At 42.4% G+C, this 26,408-nt stretch carries 16 protein-coding genes; 4 read left to right on the top strand and 12 right to left on the bottom strand.

Translation table 11 applies throughout. The features are described from left to right. Nucleotides 1-136 precede the first annotated feature (136 nt). Nucleotides 137-1,399 carry an exo-beta-N-acetylmuramidase NamZ family protein gene (locus A3EU_RS0101525; protein WP_211213885.1) on the bottom strand — a complete coding sequence of 421 codons (1,263 nt, stop codon included), beginning with the start codon at nt 1,397-1,399 and terminating at the stop codon, nt 137-139. A gap of 7 nt (nt 1,400-1,406) precedes the next feature. Between A3EU_RS0101525 and A3EU_RS0101520 the strand changes: the two genes are divergently transcribed. The 4 genes from A3EU_RS0101520 to A3EU_RS0101505 all read left to right on the top strand — a co-directional run bounded on the left by A3EU_RS0101520 (nt 1,407) and on the right by A3EU_RS0101505 (nt 6,106). Then, the gene (locus A3EU_RS0101520; RefSeq protein ID WP_020534352.1) at nt 1,407-2,804 is read left to right on the top strand and encodes an exonuclease domain-containing protein; all 1,398 of its coding nucleotides are present in this window, start codon (nt 1,407-1,409) and stop codon (nt 2,802-2,804) included. 37 nt (nt 2,805-2,841) lie between these two features. Further along, entirely contained in the window at nt 2,842-3,891 is a 1,050-nt protein-coding gene (gene mnmH, locus A3EU_RS0101515) for a tRNA 2-selenouridine(34) synthase MnmH (protein ID WP_020534351.1), read from the top strand. Between the two features lie 541 nt (nt 3,892-4,432). Beyond that, entirely contained in the window at nt 4,433-5,479 is a 1,047-nt protein-coding gene (gene selD, locus A3EU_RS0101510; protein ID WP_020534350.1) for a selenide, water dikinase SelD, read from the top strand. Between the two features lie 207 nt (nt 5,480-5,686). Next, the gene (locus A3EU_RS0101505; RefSeq protein WP_169433309.1) at nt 5,687-6,106 is read left to right on the top strand and encodes a CBS domain-containing protein; all 420 of its coding nucleotides are present in this window, start codon (nt 5,687-5,689) and stop codon (nt 6,104-6,106) included. Nucleotides 6,107-6,187: 81 nt separating this feature from the next. Here A3EU_RS0101505 and A3EU_RS0101500 read toward each other — a convergent pair whose 3' ends face one another. The 11 genes from A3EU_RS0101500 to A3EU_RS0101440 form a co-directional block, all read right to left on the bottom strand. Then, nucleotides 6,188-6,856 (bottom strand): bifunctional 4-hydroxy-2-oxoglutarate aldolase/2-dehydro-3-deoxy-phosphogluconate aldolase, encoded by a 669-nt coding sequence (locus A3EU_RS0101500; protein ID WP_020534348.1) that lies wholly within the window; start codon nt 6,854-6,856, stop codon nt 6,188-6,190. Nucleotides 6,857-6,985: 129 nt separating this feature from the next. Beyond that, on the bottom strand, nt 6,986-8,023 hold the full coding sequence (locus A3EU_RS0101495; protein ID WP_020534347.1) for a sugar kinase: 1,038 nt from the start codon (nt 8,021-8,023) through the stop codon (nt 6,986-6,988). Nucleotides 8,024-8,056: 33 nt separating this feature from the next. Beyond that, nucleotides 8,057-9,376, bottom strand: a complete 1,320-nt coding sequence (locus tag A3EU_RS0101490; protein ID WP_020534346.1) for an MFS transporter — start codon at nt 9,374-9,376, stop codon at nt 8,057-8,059. A 67-nt stretch (nt 9,377-9,443) separates the two neighbouring features. Continuing rightward, entirely contained in the window at nt 9,444-11,702 is a 2,259-nt protein-coding gene (locus A3EU_RS0101485) for a heparinase II/III domain-containing protein (protein WP_156825605.1), read from the bottom strand. A gap of 59 nt (nt 11,703-11,761) precedes the next feature. Further along, nucleotides 11,762-12,466, bottom strand: coding sequence for a FadR/GntR family transcriptional regulator (locus tag A3EU_RS0101480; RefSeq protein WP_020534344.1), 705 nt, complete (start codon nt 12,464-12,466; stop codon nt 11,762-11,764). A gap of 327 nt (nt 12,467-12,793) precedes the next feature. Continuing rightward, nucleotides 12,794-14,728 (bottom strand): chondroitinase-B domain-containing protein, encoded by a 1,935-nt coding sequence (locus A3EU_RS0101475; protein WP_020534343.1) that lies wholly within the window; start codon nt 14,726-14,728, stop codon nt 12,794-12,796. A gap of 208 nt (nt 14,729-14,936) precedes the next feature. Beyond that, nucleotides 14,937-17,753 carry a polysaccharide lyase family 7 protein gene (locus tag A3EU_RS29010; RefSeq protein WP_020534342.1) on the bottom strand — a complete coding sequence of 939 codons (2,817 nt, stop codon included), beginning with the start codon at nt 17,751-17,753 and terminating at the stop codon, nt 14,937-14,939. A gap of 258 nt (nt 17,754-18,011) precedes the next feature. After that, a complete protein-coding gene (locus A3EU_RS0101460; RefSeq protein ID WP_020534341.1) occupies nt 18,012-19,559 on the bottom strand; it encodes a RagB/SusD family nutrient uptake outer membrane protein in 1,548 nt (515 codons plus the stop codon). Nucleotides 19,560-19,580: 21 nt separating this feature from the next. After that, nucleotides 19,581-22,673, bottom strand: a complete 3,093-nt coding sequence (locus A3EU_RS0101455) for a SusC/RagA family TonB-linked outer membrane protein (protein ID WP_020534340.1) — start codon at nt 22,671-22,673, stop codon at nt 19,581-19,583. A gap of 237 nt (nt 22,674-22,910) precedes the next feature. After that, nucleotides 22,911-25,094 (bottom strand): T9SS type A sorting domain-containing protein, encoded by a 2,184-nt coding sequence (locus tag A3EU_RS29005; RefSeq protein ID WP_020534338.1) that lies wholly within the window; start codon nt 25,092-25,094, stop codon nt 22,911-22,913. Nucleotides 25,095-25,242: 148 nt separating this feature from the next. Next, a complete protein-coding gene (locus tag A3EU_RS0101440) occupies nt 25,243-26,298 on the bottom strand; it encodes a PKD domain-containing protein (RefSeq protein ID WP_020534337.1) in 1,056 nt (351 codons plus the stop codon). Nucleotides 26,299-26,408: the final 110 nt, after the last annotated feature.

The following is a 26,408-nucleotide window of genomic DNA, read 5'->3' as shown; positions in this document are numbered from 1 at the left end:
TTTTGAACCATATAAGAGATTATAAGGGCATATAAGGGGGAGGATTTGATAGGTTAAATTCACGAATTTAACCGGTATATCGAGGGAATTAAACGACCAAAGACACCAAGGGCAAATTCATGAATTTGCCTTGAGCCTATTCATACAACAAGTATTTCGCCCTTACCTGATTGAAGGTTTCAAGGTCATCTTGCCAGCTGGCTCGGATTTGTTCCGCGTTCCAACCGGCGGTTATCTGTTCGCGGAGGCGACTGCTACCGGCGAGTTTGTCTACAAAATGATTGGGAAGGAAGAAGTTTTCCTTATCAGGGTAGTGGGTATAAGCTTGTAGGAGGTAGAAAAGGTTGAGCTGGCCTTCTGCACGAATTGTAGATGGATTAAGACGCTCAAGAGAAATGCCGTTACAAGTTTCGTTTTCGAGTTTTGGGTATTTGGAACCTGGCCCGCTACGAGGGGTGAATTGATAGCTGCCTATATTGAAATTAGGATGCCCGTATACCTGGAATTGGGTATTGGTGCCCCGCCCAACACTAAAGACGGTGCCTTCAAAAAAGCACAAACTAGGATAGAGGTAAATCGACCTCATGTTGGGTAGGTTAGGAGAGGGGGCAACCGGAAGGTCGTAGGAGGTTTGGTGTGTATAGTTGGTGCATTTGACAACTGTAAGCTTTGGCTGGAGCCCATTGTCTAGCCAGTTTTCACCGATAATCATTTGTGCGTATTCTCCTACTGTCATGCCATGTACAACAGGTACTGGGTGCATACCGACAAAAGACTGGAAGTTTGGGTCGAGGATAGGCCCATCTACATAGTGGCCATTGGGATTGGGGCGGTCGAGTACGAGTATCGGTACATTGTGTTTAGCACCAGCTTGCAGCACATAATGGAGGGTAGAGATGTAGGTATAAAACCGCGCACCCACATCCTGTATGTCAAAGATCAGTAAATCAATGTTTTTTAAATCCTCAGCGGTAGGTTCTTTGTGCTTTCCATAAAGGGAGATAATCGGGATACCAGTTTTAGGGTCTCGGCCATTGGCGACTTTTTCACCGGCGTCGGCATCGCCCCGAAAGCCATGTTCGGGAGCAAAAACGGCCTTGATGTCCATTTGGTAATGAAGAAGTGTATCTACCAAGTGAGTTTTTCCAATGGTAGAAGTTTGATTGACGACCAGTCCTAATCGTTTGCCACGGAGTATTGGCAGGTAGTCTTGCAACTGCTCGGCCCCAACTTGAAGAGTTAGTTCTGGCGTATCCGTTTCCTTTGTTTTAGGACTGTTTTGGGTAACGACAGCTTCTTCAGTAGCGTTATGTTCACCGTTTTGAAGGTCGGTGTTTACACAAGCTTGTTGCCAAAAGGCAAAAAGTAGAACAAAAATTTTTATTTTTGCGTTGTACATAATAATCATGGCTAAGAAAGATCAGCGATTTGCAATAGTGGATGTGGAAACAACGGGCGGCCGAGCCTCCCGCGATAAAATTACAGAAATCGGGATAGTTATCCACGATGGTAAGCAAATAATCGACACCTACGAGAGTTTACTTAATCCTCAGACGTATATCCCGGCGGGGATAATACGGCTGACTGGCATTAACCAAGAGATGGTAAAAGATGCTCCACTTTTCCATGAAATAGCTCGTGATATTGTAGAATTTACGGAAGGTTCCATCTTTGTGGCACATAACGTTCGTTTTGATTATGGCTTTTTGCGCGAGGAATTTAAGCGATTGAGTTATACCTATACGCGCAAGCAGTTGTGTACCGTTCGGATGTCTCGCAAGGCTTTCCCTGGTTTGCCTTCCTATAGTTTAGAAAACCTGATCAAGCATTTTGGGATACCTACAGATGCTCGTCACCGAGCGCTGGCCGATGCCTTGGCCACAGCAGATATACTAGAGCGTATACTGGACAGGGAACAGAACCAGGAGGAAGTGCGTGTGATGGTAAACATGGGGATCAAGGAGTCTAAACTCCCGAATGGTATTAAACTGGATCAAATTCATGGCTTGCCAGAATCTTGTGGTGTTTACTACCTCCATGATAAAGCCGGTGATGTTGTGTATGTTGGAAAAAGTATTAATATTAAGAAACGGATTGCAGAGCATTTTGCTGATCAAACGGATAAAGGTAGACGACTACAGAAACACGTTGCCGACATAAGCTATGAGGAAACAGGGAGTGAATTGATCGCCCTTTTGCTGGAATCATACGAAATCAAGCGGCTTAAACCTCCGATTAATAGAGCCCAACGGCGTACGAAGTTTCCCTTTGCTATACATTCGTATACTAACAAGGAGGGTTTTATCTGTCTTGATGTGATTCGGAACAATGCCGAGAACCGTGAAAAATATGAAGTGATTTCAGAATACCCTAGTATGTCGAGTGCAAAAGGGCGGTTGAATTTTTTGGTTAAGGATTTGGAGTTGTGTTCTCGGTTTTGCCACCTGTTTCCAGGTACTGGGGCTTGTTTTCATTATCACCTTAAGCAATGCCGAGGAGCCTGTGCTGGCAAAGAAGGTGTGGAAGAATATAATGAGCGGGCTTTATTAGCAAAAGAGCGACTCCGTACTGTTTTTGACAGTGATTTTTTATTATTGGATGAAGGTCGACATACGGAAGAGAAATCAGTAATTTTGGTACAAGAGGGGCACTTCGCTGGATTTGGTTATATTTCTTCAGCAGAAGCCGCTGATCAAGAAACATTAATAGAAGCAGTGAAAACCTACCCTGGCTATCCGGATACTGCCCGTATTATCCAACGTTTTATCAATGATCATCCGAAGGCCAAAATTATTGCACTGTAATGCTAATAGATAAGCGTTAGCGAAAATACTATTACAATTGTCCATTAAAATTATTCGTCCACAAGACTGGTTTGACCTTGCTGCTAAGCCACTATTATTTGATGTTCGTTCTCCAGGAGAGTTTACCGCTGGGCATTGGCCAGGGGCGAAGAGTTTGCCTTTGTTTACGGATGTAGAAAGGGCCGAAGTAGGAACGTTGTATAAGCAAACAAGTCCGGATGAGGCTTTTCTGCGGGGGTTGGAATTCTCGGGTAAAAAGATGCGTTGGTATATAGAAGAAGCACGAGCGCAAACGAAGGAAGATACTTTGGCAGTGCACTGTTGGCGCGGAGGGCAGCGGTCACAAAGTATGGCTTGGCTGTTCAGTAAGGTGTTTCGAGAAGTACTAGTTGTAGAAGGAGGATACAAAGCGCTACGTAATACAGGGCGACAAAACCTTGCTGAATTTGAGGTGCCTCTGTTTATGCTGGGAGGTCCGACGGGCTCTGGCAAAACTAAAATATTACACGAACTGCAAGCACAGGGAGGGACTATTTTGGATTTAGAGGCAATGGCTCATCATAAGGGGTCTTCTTTTGGTGCCTTAGGAGAAGAAGAGCAACCTACTGTTGAGCAATTTGAGAACGATCTTTTTTATAATTTTCACAGTCTAAAAGCAAATACCCAGCCGATTTGGTTGGAAAATGAAAGTAAATCGATTGGCAGGGTTTATTTACCAAATGAATTGTGGCAAAAGATGCTGGCGGCACCTTTGGTACAATTGGATATTCCGCTGGCTTGGCGGGTGGAGAACCTGGTAGCAGATTATGCCAATTTCAAAAAGGAAGACTTAGTACTCGCTTTTGAACGAATCCGTAAACGCTTAGGGGGGCAACACCTTAATGCTGCGCTGAAGGCATTAGCAAAAGATGATTTTGCTACGGCTGCCAGTATTGCCCTCAAATATTATGACAAAGCTTACCTCTCCAGTTTAGCGAAAAATGGGCAGGAGCCTGATTGGGTCCTTAAACCAGAGGAGAATGACCCTAAGGCTATTGCTAAAGCATTGTTGACTTGGCAGGAAGCACAAAGCGGGCTGAAATCATAAAGGTGAGCAATATCTTGATGTAGCGTGGTTGTGGCTATGGTGGAGAATGTTCCGTAGCAATCATGAATGGAGTTTAGGGGAGGAGGCTGCGGTATCACGGTGTTTTGAGTTTGCTCCATGACCCGCATGGCGGGACCCACCCTATATCTGGTGAGTTCCAGTCCGAACACCGCACATCTCCTGCTAATTTTAGCAAGAGACACGCTGTCACACCCTCTCCTCAGTGAACTGAAAAGAGGCCTACATTGCGTAAAAAAACCGCTGATTGTCTCTGCGACCGTGCAGAGGGTAGTTACCGCTGATTGATAAGCAATCGGTCGATTTGCTCTTTACAAAGATAGTGATTTGTAATTAGTTTTCAGGTTTTGTTTCTTTTTTTTATTTAAAATATTATTTGTGTCTATTTGTGGGGCGAATTTTCTTGCCAACAATCCTTTATTCCAACACAACTCAATTACTTTTACATTTTGGCAAACTAGCTATTCCCAAATTGCTTTATAGCTGGAATAAAGGCCCCAAATATCAAACCTTCAACTGAAAGATGTCAACCACAAATCAATTTCCATTAACACAATACAGTCATGGTGCTGGCTGTGGATGCAAAATTTCGCCACAGGTTTTAGATACCATCCTTGCTTCTGACCAGGCGAGCCCTCATTTTTCTTCCTTGTTGGTCGGTAACAAAGAGCGTGACGACGCTGCCGTAATGGAGCTGGGAGACGGTAGTGCAATCATAAGTACGACAGACTTCTTTATGCCCATTGTTGATAATCCTTTTGACTTTGGCCGAATCGCTTCGGTTAATGCCATTAGTGACGTTTATGCGATGGGCGGGACTCCTTTATTAGCCATCGCTATTTTGGGATGGCCAATAAATACTATTCCAGCAGAGGTCGCTCAGCAGGTTATCGCTGGTGGCCGGCAAGCTTGCCAGGATGCTGGAATCCCATTAGCCGGAGGGCACAGTATTGATAGTCCTGAGCCGATTTTTGGACTTGCAGTGACCGGACGGGTTGCTGTTGAGGATTTGAAAAAGAATGGCGGAGCTCAGCCGGGAGATTATCTTTTTCTGACCAAGCCCTTGGGGGTAGGTATCCTGAGTACAGCACAGAAAAAAGGGAAACTGAGGGAAGCAGATCAATTCTTGGCTCGGGATAGTATGATTAAACTCAATAAGATAGGAGTAGCTTTGGCAAAATTACCTTATGTACACGCCATGACCGATGTGACGGGGTTTGGATTGATTGGACACTTGCGTGAAATGATGGACGCGAGTAAAACCAGTGCTCGAGTTATTTTTGATAATGTCCCTCTCATTGATCCAGCTGTTATCCATTATTATTTATCGGAAGGCTGTATCCCCGGAGGTACCAACCGCAACTGGGCAAGCTATAGCCACCGGGTTGGATATTTAACTGACTTGCAAAGAAATATTCTTTGTGATCCCCAAACAAGCGGTGGATTATTGATAGCCGTTTCTCCAGGTAAACTGGCAGCATTCCAACAATTTCAAGAAAAGAACGATTTGGTATTATCACCTGTGGGTAGGGTAGAAGAGCAGGGTGAAAAATTAGTGTATATAGGTTAGTTTTTTGATAGGCCTTAAACTGATTAATGAAGAGCATTAAAAACTTATTGATATTTCGCATCGTGTAGGGTGATAGTCATCATCATCTTTGTTCTTAGTAATCTGGTACTTTAGGGTAATAAAGTATTCCGAATGGAGTGTGTTTTTGATTTGCATAAACACTTTGAAATTGGGCGTATTTTCGATTACCAGCATAAATTAACAATTATGAATATCAAAGTAAAAGACCTGATGGTAAAATCAGTCATCACCACAATGCCCCATAAATCTGTTGGACATGCTCAGTCAATAATGACTAAAAACAAGATTAAGTCTATCCCTGTCGTTGATAATGAAAATAATATAAAAGGCATCTTTACGGCGACTGATATGCTTGGTGATTTTTCAGATAATACTCCCCTCAGTCATGTCATGACTACAAAAGTATATACTATCCCTCCTTATTCAGACGTCCATATTGCCGCTCGTGTAATGCGTAACCACAATATTAATCACCTTGTTGTTGCGGATGAACAGAAAATTGTTGGTGTCTTGAGCGCTCATGATCTTCTGAGATTAGTTGAAGACCATCGATTTGTTATGAAAAACGCGCCAACGCCTTCTAAAAAGAAGAGGGGGCGGGATTAATATTACTTTTAGCACCTAAATAGCGAAGCTTGACTTTTACTAAAAGCCAAGCTTCGCAACGACATCATTTTCGATAGACGGTTATCCTTTAATTTCTTTGATCATCTGAATGGCATCCCTCGTAAGTTGTTCGATGCGTGAGAAATCAGGCAAGCCATCTTTGTCTTTGACCATGAGTTTTGAACCCATACCAACGCAGCTTACTCCAGCCTTGAACCAAGTTTCAAGTGATTCACGGGTAGGAGAAACGCCACCAGTAGGCATAATAGAGGTCCACGGCTGTGGGCCTTTAATGGCTTTTACAAAACCAGGGCCGTATACACCACCAGGGAATAACTTTACGACTTCACAACCTAACTCTTCCGCTTCGCAGATTTCTGTAAGAGAGCCACATCCAGGTGACCATAGTACTTTTCTGCGATTACACACCAAAGCGATATCTCTGCGGAAAGCAGGCGTAACAATAAAGTTAGCTCCCATCTGCATGTATAATGAAGCAGTGGCCGCGTCCGTAATAGACCCTACGCCTAGGATCATTTCTGGCAACTCTTTTCTAGCAAAAAGACTCAGTTCACGAAAAACCTCGTGAGCGAAATCACCGCGATTGGTAAACTCAAAAAGGCGTGCACCTCCACGATAACAGGCGCTCAATGCCTCTTTGGCGATAGCAACATCTGAGTGATAAAAAACAGGAATTATACCACTGTCCTGCATAGTCTGAACAACTTGTATTCTACTAAAATTAGCCATAAGAAATAAGAAGTTTTAATAATGGGGATTCATAGAGAACTAGTTGGTTTCTATGAATCCCAACTAGTTCTTAGCCACAGAGGCACGGCGTTTGTTTTTAAACCTTCCGTGCCTCCGTGGCAATAAAATTTAACGACTCACACGACCGCTGGCATCGCCTCCCATCAATTGCGTTACTTCAGAGATAGTAGCCAAGTTTGCATCGCCATAAATGGTGTGCTTTAGGCATGAAGCCGCAACCGCAAAATCTAGTGCTTTTTGATCGTCGTCAGGATAAGTAATCAGGCCGTAGACAAGGCCGCCCATGAAGCTGTCACCTCCACCTACTCGATCAACGATATGGGTGATTTGGTAAGTTGGCGCCTCAAAGAGCGTTTTGCCATCATAAAGTACCCCCGACCAAGTGTTATGTGATGCACTGATCGAGCCTCTTAAAGTGGTGATGGCTTTCTTACAGCGTGGAAAACGTTCCATTAGCTGCTGCAAAACAGATAGATAGGCCTTGGCGTCAACGGAGTGTCCCTGGGTCACATCGACACCTTTAGGATGAATCCCGAAGTGCTTTTCGGCATCTTCTTCATTACCTAAGATAATATCGCAGCCAGCCACCAGTTCGGGCATTACTTCTTCGGGCTCTTTACCATACTTCCATAGGTTTTTCCGGTAGTTGAGGTCCGTAGAAACGGTAACGCCCATACGATTAGCTGTCTGGATAGCTTCCAGACAAGCATCGGCTGCCCCTTGTGAGATAGCTGGTGTAATACCCGTCCAATGAAACCATTGTGCATCGGCAAAAACGGCTTCCCAATCGACCATGCCTTTTTCTATGCTGGCCATCCCGGAATGTGCTCGGTCATAGACCACTTTGCTACCTCTGCTCACTGCTCCTATTTCCAAGAAGTAGATGCCTAGTCGCTCGCCGCCGCGCAGCATGTGTTGTGTACCTACGTTTCGTTTACGCATCTCCATCAATGCACATTCACCCAAGTCATTGGCAGGAACGCGAGAGACAAATTCTGTGGGTATCCCATAGTTAGCCAGCGAAACGGCTACATTGGATTCACCNCCGCCATAAACAACATCGAAGCTGTTGGCCTGAGAAAAACGTTGCATTGCTGGAGGAGTCAGCCGTAGCATGATCTCTCCAAAAGTGACTACTTTTTTCATATTATTACTTAACTTAATGTTTAATATTGTTCCTTAATTAAGTGGCTTTAATGGTTCAATTTTAGGGCATAAGACCCACACTGCTGCTAATGCAATGATCGCCAATGCAGCTCCTATAATAAAAGCTGGTGTATAGTTTCCTCCGGCAGTAAGTAAGGGAACTAATACGGTAAGCCCTGCCGCAGTTAATTTTGCTGCAGTTCCTGCAATACCTGCAAGTGTTCCAACAGTATTGGAACCAAATAAATCACTGGGTAGTGTTTGAACATTACCTATTGCAGTCTGGAATCCAAACAGGATCACAGCCATCAGCAAAACTGCTGTTACTGGCCCTCCGGGATTCGACATTGCAAATAATGCTGGTAACATGATTATACAACCTAATGTTATCACCGTTTTACGTGTCTTATTGACAGACACACCTGCTTTTATTCGGTTCTGCGCAAATAACCCCCCAAACCAGGCACCTAACATGGCTCCCACGTAGGGTACCCATGCGTAAAAACCTATTGATTTGACGTCCATGCCATAAACCTCATTGAGATAAATGGGAATCCAGAATACAAAAAGCCACCATATTGGATCAATAGCTGCTGAGGCGATAATGACCCCCCAGCTTTCTTTATGCTTAAGCATGTTGGTGGTTGTCGGATTATAGCCTTCGTCAGGTTCTCCATCATCATCTATGTCTTGGTTCTTCTGACCTGTCAGGATATAATCACGTTCTTCGTCAGTAATCCATGGATGTTCCGACGGAGGCGATTTTACAATAATCCACCATGGAATTAACCACAACATACCAATCAGGCCAACAATAATGAAAATGAACTTCCAAGACATGTAAATCGATAATATACCGATTGTCGGAAAGGCAATGATACCTCCAATCGCAGCACCTGAATTGAAAAGCCCTTGTGCAAAAGCTCGCTCCTTAGTGGGAAACCATTCGGCATTACCCTTGGCAGCGCCAGGCCAGTTACCAGCCTCCGCAACACCTAATATTCCTCTGAATATACTAAGGCTAACAACACCTCTTGCAAAAGCATGCATAGCTGTTGCGATAGACCAAAAGCCAATAGATAGTGCAAAGCCAATGCGGGTACCCACTTTGTCAAATATCTTACCAAAGATAGCTTGACCAAAGGCATAAGAGAAAAGGAATACTACTGAAATAGTCCCGTAAATTGCTTTTCGTTCGTCTGCATTTTTCTCCGGATACAGATCCTCTGCAATATCCGGCCACAGAACAGGCAAAGCCTGTCTGTCTATGTAATTGATTACCGTAGCTAGGGCGATGAGACCGATTACCCACCAACGCAAGCCACTTACCTTTTTTTTGATTTGATTTAACATAAGCTATTGGTCTAATGTTTCATGGCCTACCTCTTGCCACTCAATTTTGTCGGCTAAGAGAAATTTATTACTTGCTTTCATTAGAATTAGTTGTTTTGATAAGTTGATAAGGGCCTTTCCACTCCCACGTTTTTTCTTTGGTACTTACACTGTGAATAGCTTCTGCTGTTGCATTGTTTTGGGCAAGCATTAGTTGCCAAGTGTCTCCGTTTTTATGCTGAATTTGACAAATAATATAAGCTTCATCAGCATGTAAGAGGTTTAGTTTGGTCACATTTCCAAAAGGAGCAGAAGGAATTTCTTCAACCGGATTGTAACTCCCATGCGACTCCAGAATGGATATAAACACAGGATTAACAGCCGCCGTTTTTCGAATCATAAAGGCAGGATCACGCCGGAGGTTGAACAAAGGGTCGTTTGCGCCCAAGCGTAAAAAATAAAGCTCATCTGATGCATTGGCTAAAGAGGTCTGACTGTAAAATTTCCCATCGGAAAACCAGGTCACTTGCGCCTGTCCATCGGTACTATTTCCTTTCGCTTCTGACCATAAGTGCTGGTAACCATGGCCATCTCCCATTACTTCATGCTCAATTTCATATTCAAAATTGGTAGACAGTAGTTGCCCGTGAAACCAGGTAGGAAGATCAAATTGAGCAGGGGTAGCACCTGTTGCCTGATAAATATCAATGATCACAGGGTGTTCAAAAGCTTCATCCTTAAGTAGAAGCATGGTTCGTTGAAGCGTATGGTCGGTATAAGCACCGGTATCGATAGCCCCTATGAGTTGAATATCTGATTGATCGGCCTTGCCAATGTATAAATCTGGTTGCCTTGTTTCCGCAATACGGATGTCTCCGTTATAGTGAGAGGTTTCGTTGATAACAAGGGTGTTGTGAGCGATGGATTGCTTGGCCCAGCTGTTGTTTTCTCTTAAGTATCGCCCTCCACCTTTTTGTTCAATGTTTACCCAACGAGCTGAGGCGTAGTCTTGAATAACTTCCCCGGTTTCATCATACAACGAGTAGGAAAGCTTATCAAAGTGGCCATGTCCCATACCTTGGGCGGTATATTTCATTACCAAACAGATTTCAGTGTCTTTCTTTTGGCTAGTGCGTAGAATGGCTAAGCCTCCTTCTTTACCATCGGCACCATCTCGATAAAGCATAGATTTGGGGATAAAAGGCTCTGCTAAACCTTGGCTGATTGCTTTAGCTACAGCAAAACCAGCATCCGTAAGGATAACTTTTTGCTGATGCTGGGCTATAGACAGCAATTGTGGGTCACGTCCACCATCCAGGTACATTAAATCCACTGCGGTGATCACTTCGCGCGCCTGGATAGACATCCCTTTTTGGGAGTCGTTGATTGGAAAAAAGACACCTTTGTAATCGGCTTGATTCAATAAGGAATAGGTTGCCTTTTGGAGTATGCGATCACGGTAATTAAAAATATCCAAGGCTGGCTGATTATTTGCTAAAGCCTTGCTGAATAGCAGAAATGGATAAATGGCGTAACGCAAATAATAAGGCCCTTCTGTAAAGTAGCCATCAGGCGAGAAAGAGTAATCGAGCTGAGCAAGAAACCCTGCTGCTTTTTGCCCGGTCTGTTTGATTTGACCATTATCATTATCACGTAAATCATCAGGCAGTTGATCATTGGGTAAGCCGTAGAGGGCCTTTTGTAATAATTCGTCGTCCTCCATCACGATCGCTATCATTCCTACAGCGGCATTGGCCCAGGTGCTGTGGTTGTGAATACGATTGAAGAATTGAGGGTTCTCAACAGAAAGAAAATCGGCCATTGGGCGGAAAAGCTGATCATTTAGCAACTGCTGTTCTTGCGTAGAAAGCCAGTCGTAGATACAATCATAAGCCTGGCTTACGTAGACCAACCAGTTGGCATCGTTGAGGCATTGCCAAAATAATTTTCCTGTAGCGTATGACCTTTTAGTTGGGTGTATGGGTAGAGTAGGGTAGAGCTTGGCGTAAGACAATAAGGCATCACGTACAAAAATAGCATATTTCTCTTCTCCCGTGATTTGAAATAGTACACCTGCCTTTTGTAGTAAAAACCAATTTTTCTTATGCTGTTCATGGGTATAGCCACCGGCCATATCCTTAGGCACCGGTACCGGTAACGGTTGCCCCAGAACTTCAGCAACTTCTTGTTTAGCTTTGTCTAAAGCCTCATCAAATAAGGGCACACTACCTAAGCCAGCCCTGATACGTTCAACCCCTTCGAAAGTCAGACTTAAAGATGGATGTTGAGCATTAATCGAAGTCAACAACAAAAAGGATAACATGAAGGTACAGATATGTCTAATCACTATTTTTAAGTTTAAAAATCAAAGTGAGTAAAAGAAAGTAATCAACAATAGAACTGTGATTAAAATACGGTCGACCGGCTGAAGTCTATTACATCACGTAAATGCTTGCGCATAACTTCTGCCGCTCCCTGACTATATTTATCTGTAATATGCTTAAGAACGAGCTGATGCTCATGAAATGCCTTGTATTCTGTCTCATCATCACAAACCTTATATTGAGTAAAGTTTTTAATGATATCTGGCGTTATGATCAGCATCAGAGACTTTAACACCACGTTTTTACTTGCTTCTGCAATTTTTAGGTGAAAAAGCAAATCTTCCTCAATGGCAGGTTCTCCTTGCTTTACTTTGAGTTCGTATGCTTTTAGTGTTTTCTTTATTTCTGCTAAGTCATCCTTTGTGCGGCGCTCTGCTGCAAAGTGCGCCGCAGAGGTTTCCAGAATAACTCGTGTTTCCACTAAAGAAGTAAAGTCACTTTTCTCCAATTTTAATACATCCGTAATTAGCCCTTCTAAAGCCGTTATTCCAATACCAGCGACCACCGTACCACTTTGTGGTAATGTCTTCAGTATGCCATAAAACTCCAGCTTCTGTATGGCATCTCTAACATTTGAACGACTGATGCCAAGTCGTTCTGCCAACTTTCGCTCAGCAGGTAGGCGATCTCCCGGAGTCAGTTGTCCAGTAGTAATCAGCTCTTTGATTTGCTTGATAAGCTTATCTACTGATGATTCTACCTTGATTTCATTGAAATTTTCTAACATCCCTGTTTATTATAGAAGCTGGGCGTAAAATTGGTTAACCATAAATTGGTTGACCAAATATAAGTCATATTTCCGATTTGCCAAATTTTTTTTGTGCGAAGACCTCAAATACAACACTTGATATTGAATTTGCAATGGAAGATAAGCTCGGAGGCAGGTGATATGTGCTAAAATAGCATAAAGCAAGCACTTCCCCTTAATAAATAGCAGCAATTCCCTGTATGGCCTATTTGTGGTACAGCGGTAGAAAAATAATGCTACAATTAGTATAGGAGATACAAATCCAAGATACTGGTTACCCGAACTGTCGAGAACAAAAAGGTGTGATTAATTTCTCACCACCCTACGGGTCAACTCCCTGTAAATAGTGCCATTTTGAAGCATGAATTTTATATTCAATATATAAGTACCAGGCACCAATTTGTCCAAATCAACCAACAATTCATTATTATCTATTCGATACTCCTTTGAGAAAAGACTTCTTCCGGCCAGATCAACTAGCTCTAAATGAGAACTGTAGATTCCTGATGGTAAATTACTCAACCTTACGCTGCCATCTGTTGGGTTTGGAAATAAAAGTACTTCACTTTTAAGGTTTTCCTGCACACCAACCGGTCCACCGGGATCTTGAAACACATTAATAGTCACCGATTGTGTGCCACCAGTAATTGTCAATGTTCCCGATCTATTAACGTTCTCTTCGTTTGCATCAATCGTTACAGTGAGTTGGGCATCTCCCGATCCAGATGAAAGGTTGGTTGATATCCAGCTTGTACTACTCGTTATGGTCCAATCGATATTACTGGAAATCACAATAGACCTATTCTCTCCTTCTCCTCCAATATAAAGCTGTGATACATTGGCCGCAATATAATTGACCAGGTTGTCAAATAAGTAGGAAGGACCTGTATTCATTTCAGTAGCATGTGGCTGGACATTGACTGTTGATGAAAATTCAGAAGCACCAATCGCTCGATCGGCTATTGATACCGGTCTCGGTTCTATCATCAAATCAAACAATATTTCATTATCATAATCCATGCCTGGATAAAGAGGAACTACTGGGTAGCCAGCACTAGCTGCGGCAATAACCGGGCTGTTGGATGCTGGCTGAAAAAAGCCCTCGATGTTTTCAACAAGCTCAGGGTCAGTATTAGAAAGCCCAGATGATGGGGAGTCAATCCCTAGGGTACCAAAGGAAAGATTGCCAATCCATGTTTCATTTCCAGTGTCTTCGTCAAATAATTGCGTTTTTGGATCTGTAAAAACATTATTAGCAATGATAACATTGGTGGGCGGGTTATTTCCATTACCTCCCAGTCTGAATTCCTCCGAATCGATAATCGTGTTATGATAAATGTGAATATCAGATAAAGGGTCAGACGGGTCGTTTTGTAAGTAAATTGTTCTTCGATCTTGTCCCTCGAAATAGTTGTTGTAAATGAAATGATTAGAACCCTCTCGTATTCTAATTCCTCCCATATTATTCAGAAAAAAATTGCCGTAGACGATTCCTTCATCACCATGTCTTAGTACAAGTTCAGCTACCGGGTTGTTTTCAAAGGTATTATAGCGATAAACATTTTGTCTGGACTTGTGCGAGATAATTTCACCATCTCCATTGCACTGCGTAAAGTAGCAATACTCCACAAGTGTACGACTATCTAAATCCCATTGTGAACTGACCCCAATTCTGATTGGTTCAATACCTTGGTCATTGCCTATACCATCGAAATTTTTAAAGGAACAATATTGAATCTTGTGATAGCCGGGTTCATCATCTACTAATATGGAGAGTATATTCTGATCATCTAAGTTGAGTCGATTCTCGAAATTACAATAGCTAATGGTCGTTCTTCTGGATTCTTCATACACCCTGAGATACTTGAAGCTCGTGTAATTTTGAATGTTTACCTGCGTAATCAACACATCACTTCCATATACTCTAATTACATCTAAAGTGGGGACAAAACCTCCAATATATTGAAAGCCAGAAAAAGTGACATCATCACCATTGATGACAACTCTAGATACTCCTGTAAATAAAACAGTTCCGTACGGTATTGCGGTTACTATTAATCCATCTTTATCAATATCCATACGAGTATCGGAATACGTACCCTGCACCCATGCTATTGTATCCCCTGCGTTTGCCAGGTCTTGGGCGGTATTGAACTCTGATTGAGACGAAACATCATAGCGGTTTTGGGCACTTACCAGAACACTAACGAATAAAAACGAAAACAGAAGAGGAAGTTTCATAGGGACTTAGTATTGCACATAAAATAAAAAATGCGATTAGCTTCGCTCTTTCTTCGAGGTCTCTTCAGGTTTTCCATAATAGTTAACACATTTGAAATGAATCATTTAGTTAACTATTATGGAAAACAGACTACAAAGTAGCCGCAAAGCGACCACGTAGTAGCGGCGTAGCCAATCGTATTTTGTTTTCTTGCTGTTCCTTAAATATTTAGCGTTTTATAAGCTTACGAACTTCGGACTTGTTACGGCCTTCAAGCTTTATAAAGTAAGTTCCTGATTGAAGTCCACTTATATCCAGGGTTATTAACTTATTAATCGGTTTTTGGATGACGCTTCTTCCTGTTGCGTCATAAACGACCACGGCATCGTATTCATCCCCGGCTTCTATTGTTACGATAGATGAGGCAGGGTTGGGAGATATTTGTATTTTTTCTTCCTCTAATTCCGTCACATTTGTAAATGTCCGTTCACCGTCACCAAACACTCTCAATTCCGTAAGACTTACCCATGGACCAGTATAAATATCTGCACCCGATACCGTTATTCTTACGAATCTGGCTTCAATACTATCTACAGCATTGATAATAGGCGCAATAGCAGTACCTGGAATATTATTATTTGATCTGTCTATGATAGTGGTAAAGGGGCCATCTTCATTTAAAGCACCTTCAATAATGAATTGATAAGCTCTGTCTTGGTAGCAGGTAACTTCTGTCTGGGTTATCTTTATATTCCCTTCTAAATCAACAGTTGCAGATTGTGGAAAGCCTGATACAGCCCAACGCGTACCGGTATCATCATCTACAAGCTTATCTTCATCGTTGTTACCATCTGGCGTACCGGTACCTACAACCGGCTGCCCCAATGCCCAGTTGAAGTCATCGGAAGGAGTGAGTACATCTAAGGTTTGCGAATCGGTAAATCCTCCGGCAACTGTTGTTACTGTGATGGTCACCTCCCCCTCGGAAATCGCGGACAGTAAGCCGCTTTCTGTTACTGTAGCAACGCTTGTATCGTCAGACTCAAAAATCAAATTTTGATTGGTGGCATCTCCAGGAGAAACGAGTGTTTCTAATTGGAGATTAGCCCCAACAGCAATTGGTCCGGTAAGCTCAGCCATGTCCACTCCAGTCACATCTATCGGAACCTGAACCGTAATATTGGTACTTAAGGAGGTCTTTGACCCTCCTTCATTATCGGTAGCTCTGGCTGTCAATGTATAGGCTCCCTCAGGTACATTTGTCCAGGTAAACGAATAGGGAGCAGTAGTGTCTTCTCCAAGTATATTACCACCGCCTTCAATAAACTCTACCGCTGTAACGGAACCATCAGAATCTACCGCGTCAACGGTAATCGTGATGTCACTACCGGGTAAGAAATTAGTACCGTTGGCAGGATCAGTTATACTGACAGAAGGGGAATAGTTTTGTGGCGAACCATCTTCTTCAAATAGTTCATCAAAATGTGCAGTTGCTTCACCAGCATCCTGAAGGTAAACCCCTGCTTTCCAATAACTAGGCCAGGTCCAGTAGGAGACATCCATATTCACCTTTTCTTCTCCTTCAAAATCTATGATCATATTTCCATCAACCAATCGAATATCACAGTTAAAATATCCACCGGGGTCTTCTCCAAGGTCCACATGAGTGGTGTTGGATCCTCCGTCGTCTGTTTTAATTGCCGCCCACAAATGATTAGTAGGTACTTTGTTATTGTGTTTATATATTCTCAGTAAGGGTTTGTTAGGTCCACTACCAGCATTGGCATCATCATGAATCTGCATTACAGTCACCTGATCACAAGTCTGCTCTACAATGTCAATTCTTCCGTGCAGCGATCGATTCTCGTCGTTGAGGTCCCAATTCGTTTCATTCCGGAGTTCTGTTCGTTGGCTATCACCAGATTGATTGAACCGTATTTTATCACCATCAACTACATAGAACCACTCGGGATGCGTATAGCCAGAATTAAGTGCATCTCTGTCGCGAAGCGTTGAGCTGGTAGGACCTTGTAATTTGCATTCTGCGAGAAAAGGTTGAAATCTTGGTATATCAGATGGGGCAAGATAGGCGGTTGGTGGGGTAGGGGCAAAGTGCGTAACATCTAAAGCAAAGAAAGATACTTGCGCATATTCGTCGGGATCTCCAGCATTGTTTTGGTTATAGTTTCCTGCTTTGAAGTACATCCAATCATCAGCAAAGCCACTATCTGTCATATCTACTTCTTGAACAACATCATCCATACCCTCTCTCATGATGGTTACCGTCAGAAGATTGCCAATTACCTTAATCTCGTAGCTAAACTGTTCACCTAAGGCAATCCCATCTACTGGATCGGGTACACCATCACTTCTACTACCAATCATTTCGTACCATTGTTCAGGGCCAGTAGTAGGTTCATGAGCGAAATAAATAGCCCCCTTGGTGTTCCCTGGCAATTTGCGATAATACAATCTACAAGGCTCATCATTGGAGGCGTGTATTTGCCCAACGATAGTTCGACCTACCTTAAAGCTCGCATCAGAGGTTTCAGACACATGATCCACAGCTACGGTGGCAGTCATAATGCCGTCTACGCCTCCAGCAGCTTCTTGGTTTTCCATCGTAGAAGAAGAAAATACCCAGTTGTTTTTATTTATTCCTTGAGTAGGAATGCTGGTGTCAAGTCTACGAATCATTTCTCTTAACTCGTTCCTTGGATAGCTGCTACCACCTGTAGCTCCATCGTTGGGGCACCAAAATACCATGGCGCCAGTAACCGGATCGGTGTAGAATTCACCATCCACTTCATAGCCACCTACCAGTTGTTCTGCATCTCGTTCTTGTTGATTTGGACGGGTAAGTTTCCAGTAAGAAAGATCAAAATTCCCACCGGGAGGAAGGTTGGGATCTAAATCTTGTGCCGTAGCAGAACTAACTACCATACTCATTACTAATAGCAGAAAAACAGATCGAGTGTAAGGTAAAATATAAGAAAATTCAAGTTGTCTTATACTTAGAAAGTTACAGCTAAATGACGTTTTCATAATTATTTTTTTGAAAGGGGCGAAGAGTATTGAGTAGGAAATATCCAAGCCAAGCATGGAAAATGTCCAACTAAGAGGATGTTTGGTACATTAAGAGTATCCGTATAATTAGGGAAAGATTCAAGCTTCCTCCAAGCACTTATTTTGGTGCTGTTTCCTAGAGTATTTCGCAGAAAATAATTCCGATAATTATCTGGATTATTTTCGTGCTGTTCTCTAAAGAAGGAGGAACCTTGAATCTTCTCAATAATGCCCTGACTAGTACCCGGGGTTTTGGGTCAAATTAGGGTTGTTTGTAATTTCCAATGGAGGAATTGGCAGCAAATAGTCCCTAGATGGATCAAAGTTTCGTGTTGGAAGTTCGGCTTCAAAACCATTTGGTCCGAACACCTCATTTCCCATTTTTCTTCTGACGATATCGTACCATCTTTTATGCTCAAAGGCAAGCTCTAATCTTCTTTCCTCTAGCACATCTTCAACAGTCGCTCCCGAGATGTTGGCAGGTGCAGCACTAGGAGCACCAGTTCCATCTCCATTTCTCGCTCTTTCTCTTATCATATTAATCCATTGGTCGGCCTCTGCCGTATTACCAAGTTCAGCAGCAGCCTCCGCAGCGATTAATAGCACTTCGGCATAGCGCATCAACTGGTAATTGGATTCCGAATCTCTTCCGCTAGTATTCGCTTGTGGCAAGTCGCCCGCCATTGCTGTGTACTTAGAAATATGTGGACGATTCGTATTACGACCATCTAAGCTAGAAAAAGCAGTAAAAGGAATTAGATTACCACTGTTATCTAATGCTTCATCATCAAAACAGACGTCCTTTCTGTAGTCTCCATCTTCCCAAGTATCATATACTTTTTGAGCTGGCACCATAACAGACCATCCACCTGAAGGGTAATAAGTTGCTTGACCAAAGAAACCAGTGAAAGCAGCTAGATAATCTCTGGATTCATCATTAATATTGGTTGCAACAAAGTCTATTACAAAAATTGGCTCTAGAGAAAAATTGGTATTCTCTGCATGAAAGATATTCCGATAGTCCGGCTCCAATGCCAAGTTGTAGGTTCCTGCCTTATTGATGATATCAGTAGCTTCATTGTAAGCCAGTTGATATTCTCCTCTGGTTAGGTAAACACTAGCGAGAAAAGCACTAGCGGCTGCTTTGCCAGGAAGGGCTCTGTTAGCTCGTGAGTCTGGTAACCATTCCTTGGCATATTCAAAATCTGCAATGATGTTCTCATATACAGTTTCTACAGGTGTTCTTGGTGCCACTGATGCTTCAGCAGTAGTAATTTTCTCGTCCAAATATGGAATGTCTCCAAAAAGTCTGACCAAATGATAGTAGGCATAAGCTCTAATGAATCGCGCTCGTCCTGCTATTTCTTCACTCACCCCAGGGTTTTGTTCTTCAAGAGCAGCTACCTCTCGCAAGGTCTCATTGGCACCTCTCACCATCTGATAGAGCCGAGGCCAGAAACTTCTTTCAGGATTAGACGGATTTAAAATCAGTGGATTAGTTGCCGAGACAGTAAATATATCGTGTTCAATTCTTTCAGCCGCAGTGGTAGGGTTTCCTATAGCTACCATATCTGAACGCAGCATAATCGGTAAGCCCAATCCTCTAGACAAAAATGCTCTAGCCGATAAATTACCATAAGCACCAGCAATGGTAGTCTCTACTGTTTGCAAATCGACCACACGCTCATCGGGCTCCAATTCGCTTATTGCGTTCTCTTCTAAGTCCGAACATGCCACCATTGATAAACCAAGTATCAAGGCGAATAAATATTTATATGCTTTCATTTTAATCATCATTTTAGTTCTTTAGAATTTCAAGTTGAGAGCAAGCGTAATTGACCTTAGATTAGGGTAATTACCAAAATCATGCCCTTGAATTACATTATCATCTCCACTGCTTTCGCCACCACTACCAAAGTAACTCACTTCAGGATCTAATCCAGAATAGTTAGTAATGGTTAGTAGATTCTGAGCACTAACAGATAACCTTGCAGAACCGACGCCAACTTTATCCAACATACCATTTGGCAAGCTATAGCCTAATGCTACATTCTTAAGTCTTACATAACTTCCGCTTTCCACAAAACGAGATGAACGTTCTCTTCCTCTAATTGCCGCTCGAGGTATATCGGTATCTGTATTGGTTGGCGTCCACGAATTTAATACATCCGTTAAGCCATTACTGTCACCATTATATAATTGAACAGCTGTCAGGTTGTAGATATCTCCACCTACAGACCCCTGGAAAAAGATATTTAAGTCAAAACTCTTGTAAGTTAAGGTATTGGTGAAACCAAACGTAAAATCAGGATTTGGGTCTCCTATAATCTGCCGGTCATTGTCGTTTATTACGCCATCAAAATTGCCCTCTTCATCTGCTACTTCAGCGAACAAAGGCTCTCCAGGGATTGCGTTTCCATCTCCATCCAAAGACACGTCTTTTACAGCTGTACCTTCGGGAAGAGCACCACCTTGGTATACACCTTGGTAATCTAATCCCCAAAAGAGACCAAGCGCCTCACCTTCTCGTAATATGTAAGTATTACCACCAGCGAAGTAACCCGGAGCTCCACTGCCTAAAATCTCGGTTCCGCCAGACAGCTCCACTATTTCATTTCTGTTCCTTGCAATGTTGAAATTAGATGTCCATCTAAAATCTTTCTTGTTAATATTGGTTGACGTCAAAGAAAACTCAACTCCACGATTATTAATAGAACCAACATTTCTGAGAACATCTAAATCAGATGTTCCTAAGTAAAAATTAGAAGCTCTATCTACCGCTAAAAGGTCTTCCGTGTCGATGTTGTAATAGTCTGCACTAATCGTGATTCTATTTTCAAATAAACCAATATCCACACCGATATTTGTCTGATAGGAAGTTTCCCACTTCAAGTCTGGGTTTGCTTCACGAGCTAGATCTACACCAAAAGCTCCACCAACCACTGTAGGTGGCTGAACACGATACGTAGAAAGTGACTCATAAGGGCCAATGGCCTGATTACCCGTTAGACCATAACTAGCTCTTAATTTGAGGAGAGATAGTGTCGGGTTGTCGAGTAAAAAATCTTCTCTTGAAACCTTCCATCCAACTGCGACAGAAGGGAAGATTGCATATTTATTATTTGCTGCAAAGTTGGATGCTCCATCTCTACGGACGGTAGAAGTCAGCAAATATTTGCCTGCCCATTCAAAATTGACGCGCCCAAAAACGGACTCGATTTCCGATTCAGAGAAACGAGAATCAATGGTGCGTTGATCTATCTGCCCAGCTTCTAGGTTATACCATGAGAACGCATCAGTCAATAACCCTCGAGCACCTGCTTCAAACCCTTCGGTGGTATTTTTTTGATAGGAGTGTCCGGCTGTTGCTGTTAAATTACCTTGCCCAATTACTGAAGTATACGTCAGGTAATTTTCATTTAGTAGCCTTGTTCTTTTTACGGATTCTAAAAACGCTCCACCAGCAGAAAGCACAAACGTCTGTGGCTTAAAATAACCTTCCGTACTATTTTGCGTTCTGTAGCCTAAAGTAGTTTTGAAATTCAGGCCTTTCAAAATCTCAAAATCGGCATAAACGTTTGTTCTTGAATTATCCGTTTTGGTTTCGTTTGTTATCTGTGTTGCCACAGCCCACGGATTTTCTATGTCATCTCCCACTGTATTTTGAGAGAAATCTCCTGCGTCATTAAACCTGCCAACATCGGGAGCAAATCTGAATGCCAAAGCGACTACATCATCTCCTCCTCCGTTCACAGAACCAATATTATCACTACCAGTTGATTGAGTTGAAACACCATTTTGCTCGCTTCTACTAGCAATACTGTTTATTCCAATCTTTAATCGCTCACCAACTTTTGCATCTACATTTGCTAAAAACTGAACTTTGTTGAAGTCAGAGTTAACAATGATTCCTTCTTGGTCAAAATAAGTACCAGAAAAATAATAGTTTACATTATCACTACCTCCAGAAACTGCCAACTGGTGATTTTGTGTGCTTCCAGCTCTATAAATTTCGTCTTGCCAGTCTGTATTAGCCTGTCCTTGAGCATACGGAGCATCTCCGGCATTATTACGGATCATGTTTTGATATTGAGCAAATCCGTTTGCATCCAGCAAGTCCAACCTATTGGTCGTCTCCTGAGAAGAATAAGTGGAATTAAGCTCTACGACCGCTTTCCCGGCTTTACCTTTCTTAGTAGTTACCAGGATAACACCTCCTGATCCTCTTGATCCATAAATTGCAGTAGCAGAGGCATCTTTTAATATCTCTATAGATTCAATGTCATTTTGCTGCGGAAAAGCAGCTCCAACAAAACCATCAACCACCACAAGTGGGTCACTGCTTGCATTAAGTGATGAACTACCTCGAACTCGAATAGAAATACCTGCACCAGGCTCACCTCCATTCTGTGTTTGAACAGCTACTCCAGCTGCACGACCTTGAAGTGCCTGTGCTGCATTTAATACGGGAAAAGCTTGTATTTCGTCCGCTTTTACAGAAGATACACTACCCGTAACATCACTCTTTTTAACACTTCCATAGCCGATTACGACAACTTCGTCCAATACCGTTGAATTTACCAGTAGCGTGATGTTGAAGGTGGTTTGCCCGTTAACGGGAATAGTTTGTGGTTCATATCCAGTGTACGAAACCTGTAACACCGCGTCAGAGTCAACCGCTAAGCTAAAATTTCCGTCGATATCAGTTACCGTACCAGTAGCAGTTCCTTGCACTAGTATGGTAACTCCTATTAAAGGTTCACCACTCTCATCGGTGATGTTACCATTGATGGTTTCCTGCGCGGATGCGCTCGTTGCCGCCACCAAGCAAATGAATATAACCAGGAGGCTCATCACCTTGCTGGTACACCCAAGAATTTTTTGTAAAAAATACTTCATAGAATAAGGTTATTAAAATCCATTAAAAATGCACTTTTTGGGTCATATGCATAGCCAAAGCAGCTAAATGTATAACCACCTTCAAATTGGTTGACCAATTTAAGGCCATCTAATTTCCTGACCAAATAATCTTGACTATTTTTTTATTAAAAAATAGAATATTGCTTCAACACGCAGTGCTTCCACTAAAAATGCTGGATTTTTGATTTACCTTTTTGGTGTCTTCAAGTCAAATCACTATAAACTAAGCTTCATTGTAAAGAGGATCATTTCCTCAGTTTGAATTTCCAGGATATAAATTCCGTCAGGCAGATTTTGCTGCAAATTGCCCCGGTACTCCACCCCTTCAAATATAAAATGATCTACTTTCCGACCGTACAAATCAAGAATGCTGACGGCATAGGACCCCACCTCTTTCATTTCAATAGTTAGCTCCCTGTTTTGTGTTGGGTTGGGGTAAACTCGTATTTGTGAGTGCTCATTTTCTTCTTCCTCCTCATTAGGCGGTGGCGGATCTCCTCCTATAATAGCTATTCTGGTAAAATTTGTATTCGCATCATTGTCCGTAACAATAGCTTGTAGGTAATGAATTTCATGAGAAAGGTCTTGAATGGTAGCAGTTAAATTAGTGAATATGTAGGGCGCTTCATTATCCGTCCCAACGGGTTCTCCATTGATGAGCAATTTCACATTTTGAATTGTTCCATCACTATCCGACGCATCAACTTCTATATCACCCCCCTCCCAAATGGACACATCAATAGCACTCGTTGGATTTATAAAACTCACATTGGGTATCTCCCCATGAAACCCTCTATCAGAAAAATTTCCATCTCCACCCCACGTAGCTAGCAAATCATATATTTCTCCTGATTGCTGCTCAGGTATTAAAACATTATCAAGAGCACTCACGCCTAAGCGATCTTCTAATTGCTGGATATAAAGACTCCTGGGATGCACGTTAGTACCCCAACTTTCCCAATATCCGTCGCCTGTTTGATTTGTACCAATACAGCCGATACCCCAATTCATTGAACCCTGTGGACTGTCTACCCGAAACTCTCCATTATAGGAGTCCATATTCCAAAACATAGTTTGTGCACCTGACCATCCATGTCCACTACCCGAGCTACCCCGGTTCCAAACCCTGGTAGAACCTCCACGAATGTTGTCAAAAAGGGTCCCCGTAGCCCATCTATGGTGAGGGCCAATATCTGAGTTAGCGCTTTCTGCCAGCCCATCCAAAAAAACATTGGGTCCGGTGACTCTGGATCCTGTCACAAAATCGTGTCGTCCATTAATTGCGTAACATCGTTGAAATAGATTTCCTAATCCCTCTTGGATAGCAAAAGGATACCTCCTGCCCCCAGAAACTCGAGATTTTGGGTCAATATATGCGCAATCCTGAACCGTTGTAAAATTGGCACTTTCAATATTTACGGTACTATAAGCAAGGTATTGACCGGTTACTTGTTTTACCCAACAGTTTTCTGAATCTTTTAGTCTAACCGCAGTCCAGGCATGAGATTCATCCAGATCACCATCGTAAAAGGATTGGATTCTCATGTTTTCAACACCGCAATGGCTGATGCGCCTTGATGATTGGATTTTCGAAATAGACCCGCCGCCATACACCTCTTCCATGACATCAACTATGGGAATATTGATGGAAATAGTATTGCCAGATATGGCGGTGATCATTCGTTCATGATCAATGGTATAGCCATCAGGTGTCCAGCCGTTACAACCACTTTCTCCCGCACAGAGTGTTTCCTGATCCATACCTAATTCATCAATCCAGACTTGATTTGGTGTTCTGGTAACCACAATTTTTCCTCCAACCTCAAAACCCGATGCATCTTCAACTTCAAAGGAATAGGCTCCTACCGGTACATAATTGGTTGTAATAGCTTGTTCCGATTGTTCATCTTTAATAATAATGGTACCACTTGGCCCCATAATATTGATAATACTATGGTCAACTCGCGGATTTGAATGGAGCACAGTTCCGTTTAATCCCTGCCCTTCCCCTCTTAAAACGACACCAGACGCTCTGACTGTCAAAATGTTTTCCAAGCTATAATGCCCTGCTTTAATTAATACTACACCTCTAAATCCATTTTGATCAGGTTCGAGTGCTGCGACGAGGTCTATCGCAGCCTGAATTCTTCGAGCATCCTCTCCTTCCTCTGGGGTGACGATAGCCTCAATTGGAATATCAGTAGGAAGTGAAACACCTCCCCCCATATAGCCAGCGTAAGAAAAATCCGGAATGGTGTTGACCTCATTTGATTGCCCCGTCATAGAGAAGGGAACATAAGTTAATTCACCTTGATCTAAATAGACCAATTGAGAAGAATTTTGCCCATGAGCTAAATAAGCCCCAATAAGGCTAGAAATCAGAAATAATAATCGTTTCATAAAGCGTTAATTTTCAACTGGAGTGAGTACCAAACATGCTCGTAATGTATTGCCAAAACCAAAAAGAGGAGCGCCTGAATAGACACTCCTCTTCTTGATTAAGGAAACTTATGTTCCACTCCTAATATCTCATTGAGACATTAACAGTTTATTCATCTTCTCCTACTGTAGCGTCTGCACTGTTTACATGATAAGGAGAATCAAGGTTAACATCAGGATTTAGATTATCACCTTTTACTCTTCCTTGGAAGTTATCTTCGAAAGCCACTACTTCACTTCCTGAATCTGAAGAATATATTACGATATCATCAACATGAAACATACCGTCAGAAATAGCTGAATTTCCAGCGTATTTCCATTGGAAATTAGCAGCACCGTCTTTGACAGCCTCTAAATGCGGAGCTTCATCATCAACACCACCGTTAGTAGTACTTACCGCATCAGTGATTATAGTTACACCATCGATTGTAAGGCTATAAGTTGGGTAATTAGTGCCATCAGCAGACCAACTTATCTCTACAGGAACCCAAACGTCAGGCGCTCCCGTAGGGAAATTAGCAGCAGCAGCAGCAATAGTCGCATCGGAAGCTCCTTCACGGAACTCATGTGGTGCATTGTCTTTCAATCTTACTTCGACCATTGCAAAATCACCAGTTGTGGAATTACCTGAAACGTTGATAAAGCCATCCTGAATATCCATTGCAGGACCTTCAGTTAATCGGTACATAAAAGTAATTCTTCCGTTCCGGATAGAATCCATCGGTGCATATCTAAGCTCACCAGTATCACTATCCGTCATATCGGTAATAATAGCATATCTGTTCTTAGGTGCAGTAACTTCTACTGTTTCAGTTGTCGTAGCTACTACTCCATCGGAAGCGGTTACAGTCAATGTCACGGTATAAGTACCCTCACCAGAAAAGGTATGGGTAGGATTCTCATCAGTTGAAGTCCCGTCGCCACCAAAGTCCCATGATGAATCAAAACTAGTATCCGTGATTCCATTTACTACAGAGTTGTTTGTGAAATCATAGGTCAAAGAATTGTCGGCATCAACCTGTGCGGTGAAACTGGCAACAACGGTTGATAGGTCTGGCACTATCATTTCGTCATCGTCTCCACAAGAGGTGATTAAAGTAAACGCTAAAAATAAGGACATCATTAGAATGATGTTTTTATTTATTTTAGTTAAGAAACTTTCCATTTCAGTTACGTTTTTTATTAAAAAAGTTTGGTAAATTATTAAAGTTGTATTTTTAGTACTGTTTACGTTTTTTGAAACCAGTACTGTTCGTTTAGCGTGTTGTAGTAATG

The organism is Lewinella cohaerens DSM 23179 (genome assembly GCF_000379805.1).
Lineage (GTDB): Bacteria > Bacteroidota > Bacteroidia > Chitinophagales > Saprospiraceae > Lewinella > Lewinella cohaerens.
This window is presented reverse-complemented; position numbering and strand designations above follow the sequence as displayed.